This is a genomic window from Paraburkholderia sp. MM5482-R2 (assembly GCF_050436125.1).
Lineage (GTDB): Bacteria > Pseudomonadota > Gammaproteobacteria > Burkholderiales > Burkholderiaceae > Paraburkholderia > Paraburkholderia tuberum.
In genome coordinates, this window is sequence record NZ_JBNDLP010000003.1 from 1386323 (window position 1) to 1397873 (window position 11551).

The window sequence follows — 11551 nt, forward strand, 5'->3', positions numbered from 1 at the left end:
AAGCAGCAGCAATCTGTGCCGAGGTGTGCGATGAACAAGCGATGCAATGTGCGACCCGGGCATGTGAGCACGATCGCCGGCGCGGTCGCCGTGTTATTCGCGGCGTCGTATATGCCGCTCGCGCTCGCGAATCCGACCGGCGCCCAGGTGGTGGCCGGCACGGTCAGCATCAACTCGCCGGGCGCGGGACAGATGCATATCACGCAGGGCTCGTCCAATGCGATCGTCAACTGGAACACGTTTTCGATCGGTAGCGGCGAAGCGGTCAGGATCTCGCAGCCGTCGGCTTCCGCCGCGCTGCTCAACCGCGTGACGGGCAACGACCCCAGCGTGATCGCCGGACGCCTGCAGGCCAACGGCAAGGTGTTTCTCGTCAATCCGGCGGGGGTGATCTTTGCGCCGGGATCGTCGGTGAACGTGGGGTCGATGATCGCCTCGACACTCAATATCTCCAATGCCGATTTTCTTGCCGGCAACTTCCATTTCGTCGGCGCGTCCGCGGCGGCGCTCAGCAATGCGGGCTCGCTGACGGCGGCTGCGGGCGGCACCATCGCATTGCTCGGCGGCACGGTCAGCAATAGCGGCACGGTCAGCGCAAAGCTGGGCAGCGTCGCGCTGGGCGCGGGCAACGACATCACCGTCGACTTTGCCGGCGACGGTTTGACCACCCTGAAGATCAACCAGGGCGCGGCGCACGCGCTGATCGGCAATACCGGCACGCTGGCCGCCGACGGCGGCACCGTGGTGATGAGCGCACAGACGGCCGACGCGCTGGCGGGCACCGTCATCAACCAGCAAGGCATCGTGCGCGCGCAGAGCCTGAGCGAACACGACGGCCGCATTCTGCTCGACGGCGGCACGAACGGCGTGACACAGGTGAGCGGGACGCTCGACGCCAGCGGCGGCGCGGGGCAAACCGGCGGCAGGATCGACGTGACCGGCTACGACGTGGCGCTGCTGGCCGGAGCGTACGTCGATGCGAGCGGCGCCGCGGGCGGCGGAACCGTCCACTTCGGCGGCGGCCCGGCGGGTGCGGACCCCTCCGTTCGCAATGCCAATGCGATCTGGATGTCGCCGACCGCCAGCCTCCACGCGGATGCGCTCGTCGACGGCAATGGCGGCAACCTCGTGGCCTACAGCGAAACGGCCAGCCGCATTTACGGCACGTTGACCGCGAAGGCCGGGCCGCAGGGCGGCGACGGCGGCTTGATCGAAACGTCCGGCCACACGCTCGACACGACCGGCATGAGCGTCGACGCATCGGCGGCGAAGGGGCAGGGCGGCAGGTGGCTGCTCGATCCGTTCGAGGTCGACATCGTGACGCAGGTGCCGGATGTCACCGCCGCGCCGGTCCCGACGCAGACCGCAACCGATTCGAACACCATGACGTTCGGGCCGATCACGGGCAGCACGTTCATCCTGAACACGGCGCTTACCGGTCCGCTGAGCCTCGGTACGTCGGTGACAGTACTGACAGGGACCGATCCCAACTTCGGCGCGGGCGACATCGTCGTCGACGCGCCGCTCAACCTCACGACCGGCACGCTTCCCGCCACGCTGAAGCTGAGCGCGACGGGATCGGTGCTGGTCAACAACACCATCACGTCGAGCGCGGGGCCGCTCAGCCTCGTATTCGATGCGAACGTGGGCGGCACGAGTCCGCTCAGTCTGGTCTCGTTCCAGGGCGTCACGGTGAAGACCAACGGCGGCAGCGTGACGTTGGGAAGCGGTGGCGCGAGCCCGGTCCTGATCCAGAACTCGAACATCGACACCGCGGGCGGCGATCTGACGGTCACCGGCACGTTCCCGATCAATGGCGTGGCGATTGGCTATCTGGTCACGTCGTCGTCGGGCATTTTCATCGACTCGTCGACCATTTCCACGGAGGGCGGCGTGTTCTCGCTGTCGGGTGTCGCGCTGGGCCCGAACGCCAATGGCGTGGCGATCAATGGCACCAGCTCGCTCTCGACGACGAGCGGCGCGCTTCGCATCACCGGCACGGCTACCGCCGGCGGCGGAGGCAACGACGGCGTGATCGCCCAAGGTGACAATACGATTCAAACCGGCAGCGGCGCGCTCACCATCAGCGGCGCCGGCAGTTCGAATATCGAGGATCAGGGCATCGGCGTGCTTCTATCCGGCACTTCAGCCAGCACGACGAGCGGGGCACTGAGCGTGAACGGCAGTTCTTCTGGCAGCAGCGCGATGGGCGTGTTCTTGACCGGCGGCGCCACAGTGGGCGAGGGTCCCGCGCTGCAGCCCGGGCTCAGCAGTTCGGGCGGCGCGATCGCGGTCAACGGTAGCGTGACGCAAAGCGCGCAAGGGGGCTTCGGCGTCGAGATTCAGAACACCACGATCTCCAACTCGACCGGCTCGATCGGCGTGACGGGCAATGTCACCGACCCAGGCACCGGCGGCACTTTCGCGGACGGCGTCTATTTTTATGGCACCACGTTGAGGACCGGCAGCGGCGACATTTCCGCCACCGGAAGCGTGTCGTCGAACATGAACGTCAGCATCGGCCTCGACATGCATGGGTCGTCGGTCCAGTCGACGAGCGGCAACCTCAAGTTCACCGGACAAAGCGTGGGAGCCGCGGTCAACGGCGACTCGGTGATCGGGCTGATGTTCGAGAACACGCTATGCGTGGACTGCATCCAGACAGCCCCCGTATCGGTGACGACCGGCACGGGCACGGTGAGCCTGTTCGGCAGCGGCACCGGTCCGTTCGTGCAGGGTGTGCTGATCACCGACGGCACGACGATCACGTTGACCAACGGCGGGGCGATCGATATCCGCGGCGCAGTGAGCGGCCCGGCCGGCAGCAGTCCGAACCTGCAGAACGACTATGGCGTGCTGATCGCCAATGGCGCGATCAGCGCGACCGGGACGCGTACCACCACGATCGGCATCGCCGGTTCGACCACGACGTCCGATCCGGGCGTCGCGATCGGCCTTGCGGTGCCCGAGACCGAGCAGAGCGAGTTTGGGCTGATCAATCCGACCTCCATCGCCACCGGCGGCGTGACGAGCGCGGTCGCCAATGCCACCGCCGACAACGTGACGATCTCGACGACGAATCCCGCTTCGATCGTGTTGCGCGCATTCAACGACGGCACGGCGAGCAGCCTCGCCATCACGCAGGCGACGCTGTCGTCGCCGGGCGGCGTGCTGTCGATCATGCCGGCGTCGGTGGACCCGTCGAGCTTCACGATCACCGCTCAGAACGCGACGCCGATCACGCTGCTCGGCACGGGCGGCGGTCTCAGCATCGACGCCCCGACTTTCTCGACCTTCGCGTCGATTCCCAGCATCGTGCTCGGGTCCAGCACGCAAACCGGGCGCATCACCGTCGGCGGGCAGTGCGTATCGGGCGGCTCGACTTGCGTGCCGCCACGTCCAGGCTTCGCGAACAATCTCACGCTGTCCAACCCGGGCGCGGGCAGTCAAGGGATCGCGCTGACCTACGGCATCTCGACTCCGGGCCACACCTTGATGCTGCTGTCGGCCGGTCCCGTCACGGACCCTGGCGGCATCCAGGCCGCCGGGCTGATTCTCGCCGGCCCCGGTACCTTCACGCTGACCGATCCGCAAAACGACGTCGGCGTGCTGGCGATGGCCAAGGCGGGGAGCGTCGACTTCTCGAACTCGCATGGCTTCGTGATCGGCCCGCTGACGAGCCAGACGTTCGACTCCGCCGCGAGCCAGTTGAGCCCGATGAGCGTGACGAACTCCACGCTGACCGGCAGCCTCGTCGCGACCGCTACGACCGGCAATATCGGGCTGGGTGCGAGCACGCCGTCCGCGACGGCTCCGAATACGAATCTGAGCGCGGGCGGCTCGATCGATCTGGTGATGGAGAACGGCGTGTTCGTCGATGCGAACTCCGGCACACTTGGCGCCGGCAACGCATGGCGAGTCTGGGCCAGCACCTGGAACGGCGAGACACGCGGCAGCGTGCAGCCGAACACCGCGCAGCCCAATTTCTACGGCTGCCTGTTTGGCTCGGGCTGTAGTTGGGGCGGCACGGTGCCCACCACCGGCAATCATTTCGTCTATGTCGCACGGCCGACGGTCACGGTCAACGCGGATGGCGCGACGCGCTACGTTGGGGCGCCGAACCCGGCGTTCACCTACACGACGGCCGGTCTGATCAACGGCGATACCGCCGCGGGCACATTGAGCGGCTCGGAGACGACCACGGCCACTCTGACTTCACCGGCGGGCGGCTATCCGATCGACCCCAACTTCACGTCCAGCGTGGGCTATATCGTCAACGAAGTGCCGGGCACGCTGACGGTGATTCCGTTTCAGAGCACGATCTCGAACCCGCAGGGCCCGATCCCCAATCCGGTCGCGCAAAGCGGTCTGCAGACGTTTTTCAGCAGCCAGGAGCAGACGTTCGTCTACGAAAACAATCTGCAGGGCACCAACATCTGCATCGGCTCGAACCAGCCGCTCTTCAGCACGACGCCGCCTGGCGAGAAACAGGACATCCTCGCGGTCGAATGGAAGCGGGTGCGTTCGCAGCCGAACCTGAATAGCTGCCTGCTGACGAACACCCAGCACGGCTGCGGTGACTTCTAGCGGGAGCCAGGCGAAGCGGGCGGGCCGGGTGGCGCGGCGCCTTCGGGCGAATGCAGCGCGCGCAGTTGCGCGATGGCGGCCTCGGCGCTCGCGACGAACCGTTGCGAGCGCCGCCATGCTTCAACGACCTCCTGATGGACGGGCTGCTCCATGCCTAGGTGAATCCGGAAGAATCGTTCAGCGTGGATGGCCGGGTGGTAATGCTGGCGCACCCGCTTCGCGTCGATCAGCCGCCGGTTGCCGAACAGCCTGCTCAATGCCCACGAAAACGCGCCGTCTTCTCCGCCGACGCGACGAAAGAACGCGTCGAGCGGAAACCCGCCCAGCGCGCGATACACCGCCCGCCGGATCACGAGACTGCTCGGCACGGTGTTGCTGAGGATTGCGGCATATTTATCGAAATCGGGATGCTCCACGATCGCGCGCGGAAAGCCCGCATAGTCAACGTCGAGCCGCACCGATGCCTCGCCCGGACAACGCTGCAGATAGCCACTCGCCGCGGCCAGCGCGCCGGGCAGATATTCGTCGTCGGCGTCGATGAATCCGAGCAGATCCTCGGTCGCGTGCATCGCGGCCCAATTGCGCGCGGCGGCGACGCCGCCATTCACGTGCATGCGCAGCACCTGCACGCGCGCGTCGAGGCGGCCGTAATGTTGCGCGAGTTCGATCGAAGCATCGGTCGAGCCATCGTCGACGACGATGATTTGCGCGGCCTCAGGCTGGATCAGGCAGCTTTCCAGTGCGCGGCCAAGCGTTGCCGCCATCTGCAGACAGGGAATGATGATCGAGATCGGCATGATGCGAGCCCCGTTCCGATGCTGATCCGCTGCGTTACGCCTGTGCCGGGCCGGGCATCAATTGCGTCGCCTGGGCGTCGTCGCCGACCCACACTGCGAACGCCGTGAAGTTGTCGTGATTCGTGCTGGCGCTCGCGCGCACCTGTTGCGCGAGCGCGTCGAGCCAGGCGCCGGGTGTCGCCGCATGGGCCAGCGCGTCGGCGATGCCGGCGTCGTCGGCGTACTCCCACAGGCCGTCCGTGCAGATCAGGAAAGCGTCGCCGTCATGCAGCGGGAAAGTACCGTCGACGCCCGCAATGGAGAGTGCGTCGCGCGTGCCCAGCGCCGCATACAGCACGTTGCGGCGCGGATGATGACGCATCTCCGCCTCGGCGAGCAGCCGCGCGTCGACCATCTGCTGAACCATGCTGTGGTCGCGCGTGCGTGCGCAGATCTCGCCGTGGCGGAAACAGTAGAGGCGGGTGTCGCCGCAATGGGCCCACGCGGCCGTCGCGCATTCGCGGTCGATGGCGAGCACCACGGCCGTCGAGCGCATGTCTTTTTCATTGCCTTTGCCGCGCAACTGTTCTTCGACGATGTTCTCATTGGCATGCGTGAGCGCGCTGATCAGCCGGTCGCCCGTCGGCGGCAATTCGGCAACGGTCAGGTAGCGCAAATCCGCCAGCACCGAAGCGACGACGAGGCGCGAGGCGGTGTCGCCGCCGCCGTGTCCGCCGGCGCCGTCGGCGACGACGCAATAGTAGAGCCGTTCGCTCGACCAGTCGCCGAACGAATCTTCGTTGCGCGGGCGGTCGCCCCGATCGGTCAGGCTTGCGGTGGCAAGTTGCACCGTTGACCTCTCATATGCTCGCGGTCTGTCGAGCTCATTCCTGCGCGTGCGACTGCGCGGACAGAATGCCCAGAACCAGCAGGATGACGATGCGATTGCCCGGCGAGATGTCGATGCCGAGGCTGTGCTCGATCCATTGGCCGATTTGCGTGCGGGCGAAGTCGGCGGGTATCGAGCCTTTTTTCAGCGTGACGCCAAGCTTGCGCGCCCGGTAGTGATACGACGCGATGCCGTAACGCGCGGCCACCTGCGACAGACCGCCTTTCTCGTTCGACAGCCAGCCGAGACTGCCGGCGAGCAGCATGCGCTCGGCATCGTCGAGCGAAGCAATGAAATGCGACGCGGAGTCGCGTACCTCGGCTTCGTGCAGACCGTATTGCAACAGGACCGAGCCGATCGGATCGGGATGAAAAGCCGTTTGCCGGTCGATTTCGAGCATCACGTCGCCTTCGTCGAGCGACACGTTGCGCTGATGGCTCGCGCTGCGCAGACAGTCGATCAGATAGCGGCGGAAATAGGCGCACACGGCATGGCTGGTCGAAGGCGCGCTGTGCAGCGGGAAAGTGGGCAATGCCGTCGGCGCGGTATCGAGGCGGAACACCTTGAGATAGAGGAACTGCGAGATCAGTTCTTCCTTGTCCTCGCCCAGCGCCTGCAATTCCGACGGATGGTAGCCGGTCAGCGCGCGGCGCACGATCGTATAGATCGACGCCATTTCGTCGTGGCTGAGGCAGGTGCGGCGTTGCCACAGGTCGGGCAGTGCGCTTTCTCCAGCGTGGTCGGCAATTGCAGCGCTTTGGATATCTGCCACTTTTCACCCCGAGGTGGTGAGCCCCGCTTCTTAAGGGCGGAGCCCGGCTGCTGACACTACCCATTTCGCCGCGTGTGTGGTGCGCCGGTTTTCTGTCCCCAATGAATCCGGCACTCGCTTTGCCGCCATATCGGGCAGATTGCGTATGCCAAACGCTTGCAATACCGGCAATTCCGCCGTGCAACCGGCGCGTGATTGGAAAACAGACTTAGTCTATTGGCACGTTTTATTTATTACAAGGTAAAACTTAATATGTTATTCACCGCTCTGGCGACGGGTTCTATCGCTATCAGGACTAACCCTAAACGCAACGTAAGCGCTTACCGGCAATCCGGCAAGGTCAAATTTTTTAAAAAATCCGGGCACCTGATTCGTTTACCCAGATGTTGGGCGATCCCGCCAATCGACCGTCCTGAAAGGGCGTGCTGGTGAGGTCGTAAGACGACTGTCCGAGCTTGTGATTGTAATGGTGCCGGAACGAAAAGATTAAAACTTCTTAAGTGTTTATGGAGTTGAATGGTATTACATATACTGTTTCGCTTAATTAAACAAAATCCGTTTCTATTGCTATCCGGCTTTGATTTTCCGGGCTGCGTGCTATTCTCATATCGGATTGCCGCCGAGAAAGGACAACGCCCGCTAAAAACATCGCAATAGCTGGCGAAGGCAATCTAATCAGAGTTAACACGTATTTCCGGGAACGCTGATTCCCGGCGGGCAAGGGCAACCCGTACCGGTCACTTACGGTGCGTCGAGACTACTCATCCGAGACCGATACCAGACATGGCCACGCTTCTCGCGGGCGAAATGCTTGCCGACATATCAGCTGCCAGTCCATGCGGGGACGACCTCGAGTACGACCCTGACTTCCTTGCGCTCGAGCAGGTCGTCCACGGCAAGCCGGAGGTGCAGTTCGGCGAGACCATGGTCGCCGCCACGCCGCCTGACTGGAAAGTGGCCGAAGCGCTATCGCTCGATCTGCTCGCAAAAGGCCGCGACTTGCGCGTCGCGGTACACCTGGCGCGCGCGCTACTCAATCGCCGAGGTTTCGCCGGCTTCGCCGAGGGCCTCGCGCTCGTCGAAGGCCTGCTCGAACAGCGCTGGGACCATGTCTATCCACAGCTCGATCCCGACGACGACAACGATCCGACCGCCCGCGTCAACGCGCTCGCCGCCCTCGTCGAACCGTCCGGCATGCTGGTGGACGTGCGCGACGCACCGCTCGCGTCGTCGCGCGCGCACGGTGGCGTCAGCTTGCGCGACATCGAATATGCGACCGGCGAAGTGCCGCTGCCCAAGGGCGTCGAGGCGGCGTCGCTGAGCTCGATCGACGCGGTGATCGCCGACGCCCACCAGGACGCCGCCGAAGCGCACACGGCCTTGCTCGCGGCCACGCATAGCGCGATGCGCATCGAGACGGTATTGACCGAGCGTGTCGGCGCGGCGCGCTCCATCGATCTGTCGCCGCTATCGAGGCTGCTGCGGCGTGCCGCCGACTTTCTCGGCGAGCGTCTCGACGTCCCGGGCGGAGCGCCGCAAGCATCGCCGAACGGCGACGTGACCCCGGGCGAAAGCGCCGGCGCGGCGCCGGCACCCGTGCCGCTGTCTGGCGACATCACGGACCGTCAGGACGTGATCCGCATGATCGACAAGATCTGCGCGTACTACGAGCGTCACGAACCCTCCAGCCCGTTGCCGCTGCTGCTGCGGCGCGCGCGCCGGCTGGTCGATAGGAACTTCATGGAAATTCTGCAGGACCTCGCGCCAGAAGGCGTGCGCCAGGCCAGGCAGGCCGGCGGTATCGAAAACGAGTAAGCAGTCAGGCGGGGATGGGCTTTTTCGCTTCTAGCAACGCCAGTCATGCGGCACGCTGCTCGCGGCCGTGCGGCGTCAACCAGGGGAATGGTCGTGGCCAAGGAAAGCAGCCAGAAATTCATCGCGCGCAATCGAGCGCCGCGAGTTCAGATCGAATATGACGTCGAAGTCTACGGGTCGGAGAAAAAGGTCAATCTGCCCTTCGTCATGGGCGTGCTGGCCGATCTCTCCGGTCAGCCGGCGGACCCGCTCGCGCCGGTGGCGGATCGAAAGTTTCTCGAGATCGACGTCGACAACTTCGACGAGCGTCTGAAGTCGATGAAACCGCGCGTCGCCGTGCAGGTGCCGAACGTGCTGACCGGTCAGGGCAACCTCGCGGTCGACATGACCTTCGAGAGCATGGACGACTTTTCGCCCGCGGCGGTCGCGCGCAAGGTGGACGCGTTGTCGAAGCTGCTGGAGGCGCGCGGCCAGTTGCAAAACCTGCTGACCTATATGGACGGCAAGACCGGCGCCGAGGAGCTGATCGCGAAGCTGCTCAACGATCCTGCGTTGCTGCAGTCGTTGGCGTCCGCACCGAAGCCGCAGCAATGAGCGTGATCTACAGGGGAGTCTGACCATGGCTGAACCTAGCACCCAAGGGCAAGCGCAACCCGGCGAGGCGTCGCTTGAAACGAGCGATTTCGCGAATCTGCTGCAAAAGGAATTCAAGCCGAAGAGCGAGAAGGCGAAGGAGGCCGTCGAGACGGCGGTGCGCACGCTCGCCGAACAGGCGCTGCGCGATACGAACGTGATTTCGGGCGATGTGCTCGCGACGATCGAATCGCTGATCGCGCAGATCGACGAGAAGCTGACCGCCCAGATCAATCAGATCATCCACTCGGAAGAGTTCCAGAAAGTCGAGAGCGCGTGGCGCGGCTTGCACTATCTGGTCAACAACACCGAGACGGACGAGACGTTGAAGATCCGCGTGATGAACGTATCGAAGGGCGATCTGTACAAGACGCTCAAGAAGTACAAGGGCACCGCGTGGGATCAAAGCCCGATCTTCAAGAAGCTCTACGAAGAGGAATACGGCCAGTTCGGCGGCGAGCCGTATGGCGCGCTGGTGGCTGATTATTACTTCGACAACGGCGGGCCCGACGTCGATCTGCTGACGCAGATATCAAAGATCTCGGCCGCCGCGCATGCGCCGTTCATCGCCGGCGCCGATCCCGCGGTGATGCTGATGGATTCATGGCAGGAGCTGGCCAATCCGCGCGACCTGACGAAAATCTTTCAGACGCCTGAGCATGCGGCGTGGCGCTCGCTGCGCGAATCCGAGGATGCGCGCTACGTCGGTCTCGCGATGCCGCGTTTTCTCGCGCGCGCGCCGTACGGCGCCAAGACCAATCCGGTCGAGGAATTCGATTTCGAGGAAGACACGGCCGGCGCGGACAGCGGCAAATACGCATGGGCCAATGCCGCCTATGCGATGGCGACCAATATCAACCGCTCGTTCAAGATGTACGGCTGGTGTTCGCGGATTCGCGGCATCGAGTCGGGGGGCGCCGTCGAGAACCTGCCGGTGCATGCGTTCCCCACCGACGACGGCGGCATCGACATGAAGTGCCCGACCGAAATCGCCATTAGCGATCGCCGCGAAGCCGAACTCGCGAAGAACGGCTTCATGCCGCTCGTGCACAAGAAGAACTCCGATTTCGCTGCCTTCATCGGCGCGCAGTCGCTGCACAAGCCCGCCGAGTTCGAAGACCCCGATGCCACCGCGAACGCGAACCTGGCCGCGCGTCTGCCCTACCTGTTCGCCTGCAGCCGCTTCGCTCACTACCTGAAGTGCATCGTGCGCGACAAGATCGGCAGTTTCAAGGAAAGGGACGACATGCAGCGCTGGCTGCAGAACTGGATCCTTCAGTACGTCGACGGCGATCCGGCGCACTCGACGGAAGAGTCCAAGGCACGACGCCCGCTCGCGGCCGCCGAGGTGGTCGTCGAGGAAGTCGAAGGCAATCCCGGTTATTACACGTCGAAGTTTTTCCTGCGTCCGCACTACCAGTTGGAAGGCCTGACCGTATCGCTACGGTTGGTTTCGAAGCTTCCGTCCGCCAAGGCGGCATGACGGAAATCCCCATTGAGTGACGAATTGCTTTGAGCGGAGAAGAAGATGGCCATCGACATGTTCATGAAGCTGGGCGATATCAAGGGCGAGTCGCAGGACAAGACCCACAAGGAAGAAATCGAAGTGCTCGCGTGGAGCTGGGGCATGAGCCAGAGCGGCACGATGCACATGGGCACGGGCGGCGGCGCCGGCAAGGTGTCGGTGCAGGACCTCTCATTTACCAAATACAGCGACAAGGCGAGTCCGCCGATCATGGCAGCCTGCAGCAAAGGCACGCACATCGACACGGCGTTGCTGACGGTGCGCAAGGCAGGTGGGGACAATCCGCTCGAGTACTACAAGATCACGTTGAACGGCGTGCTGGTCAGCTCCTATTCGACCGGCGGCTCGGGCGGCGAAGAACGCTTTACCGAGAACGTCACGCTCAACTTCGAAAAATTCCATGTCGAGTACCAGCCGCAAAACGCGAAGGGCGAGAAGGAAGGCGGGGTGGTCGAAGTGAAGTGGAACATCCCCGCCAACGCGACTACCTGATCGGCTGACCGCAAAGGGCGACTGCACTGCGGCGGTCCTGCCGTCGCAGTGCGGCGGCGGGT

Annotated in this window: 8 protein-coding genes; 5 read left to right on the forward strand and 3 right to left on the reverse strand. The window is 64.2% G+C overall.

The genetic code is table 11. From position 1 onward, the window contains the following. Positions 1-30 precede the first annotated feature (30 nt). Positions 31-4587 carry a beta strand repeat-containing protein gene (locus OKW37_RS28475; RefSeq protein WP_429402919.1) on the forward strand — a complete coding sequence of 1519 codons (4557 nt, stop codon included), beginning with the start codon at positions 31-33 and terminating at the stop codon, positions 4585-4587. Here OKW37_RS28475 and OKW37_RS28480 read toward each other — a convergent pair. From OKW37_RS28480 to OKW37_RS28490, 3 genes are read right to left on the reverse strand one after another with little or no spacing between them, the layout of a single operon-like run. After that, the gene (locus OKW37_RS28480) at positions 4584-5384 is read right to left on the reverse strand and encodes a glycosyltransferase family 2 protein (protein ID WP_429402920.1); all 801 of its coding nucleotides are present in this window, start codon (positions 5382-5384) and stop codon (positions 4584-4586) included. The genes OKW37_RS28475 and OKW37_RS28480 overlap by 4 nt on opposite strands. Positions 5385-5418: 34 nt before the next feature. Then, on the reverse strand, positions 5419-6213 hold the full coding sequence (locus tag OKW37_RS28485; RefSeq protein ID WP_429402921.1) for a PP2C family protein-serine/threonine phosphatase: 795 nt from the start codon (positions 6211-6213) through the stop codon (positions 5419-5421). Positions 6214-6247: 34 nt separating this feature from the next. Beyond that, complete coding sequence (locus tag OKW37_RS28490) at positions 6248-7024, reverse strand: hypothetical protein (RefSeq protein WP_429402922.1); 777 nt, start codon at positions 7022-7024, stop codon at positions 6248-6250. 783 nt (positions 7025-7807) lie between these two features. Between OKW37_RS28490 and tssA the strand changes: the two genes are divergently transcribed. The 4 genes from tssA to OKW37_RS28510 all read left to right on the forward strand — a co-directional run bounded on the left by tssA (position 7808) and on the right by OKW37_RS28510 (position 11489). Next, entirely contained in the window at positions 7808-8839 is a 1032-nt protein-coding gene (tssA, locus tag OKW37_RS28495) for a type VI secretion system protein TssA (RefSeq protein ID WP_429402923.1), read from the forward strand. 87 nt (positions 8840-8926) lie between these two features. Beyond that, the gene (gene tssB, locus OKW37_RS28500) at positions 8927-9433 is read left to right on the forward strand and encodes a type VI secretion system contractile sheath small subunit (protein ID WP_018422997.1); all 507 of its coding nucleotides are present in this window, start codon (positions 8927-8929) and stop codon (positions 9431-9433) included. Between the two features lie 25 nt (positions 9434-9458). Next, positions 9459-10955 carry a type VI secretion system contractile sheath large subunit gene (gene tssC, locus OKW37_RS28505; protein ID WP_184062841.1) on the forward strand — a complete coding sequence of 499 codons (1497 nt, stop codon included), beginning with the start codon at positions 9459-9461 and terminating at the stop codon, positions 10953-10955. Positions 10956-11000: 45 nt separating this feature from the next. Next, the gene (locus tag OKW37_RS28510; RefSeq protein WP_184066354.1) at positions 11001-11489 is read left to right on the forward strand and encodes an Hcp family type VI secretion system effector; all 489 of its coding nucleotides are present in this window, start codon (positions 11001-11003) and stop codon (positions 11487-11489) included. Positions 11490-11551: the final 62 nt, after the last annotated feature.

Bases quoted from the DNA above. Each gene is read 5' to 3' on its own strand.
- OKW37_RS28480 (WP_429402920.1), bottom strand. From the start codon at position 5,384: ATGCCGATCTCGATCATCATTCCCTGTCTGCAGATGGCGGCAACGCTT.
- tssB (WP_018422997.1), top strand. From the start codon at position 8,927: ATGGTCGTGGCCAAGGAAAGCAGCCAGAAATTCATCGCGCGCAATCGA.
- tssA (WP_429402923.1), top strand. From the start codon at position 7,808: ATGGCCACGCTTCTCGCGGGCGAAATGCTTGCCGACATATCAGCTGCC.
- OKW37_RS28510 (WP_184066354.1), top strand. From the start codon at position 11,001: ATGGCCATCGACATGTTCATGAAGCTGGGCGATATCAAGGGCGAGTCG.
- tssC (WP_184062841.1), top strand. From the start codon at position 9,459: ATGGCTGAACCTAGCACCCAAGGGCAAGCGCAACCCGGCGAGGCGTCG.
- OKW37_RS28475 (WP_429402919.1), top strand. From the start codon at position 31: ATGAACAAGCGATGCAATGTGCGACCCGGGCATGTGAGCACGATCGCC.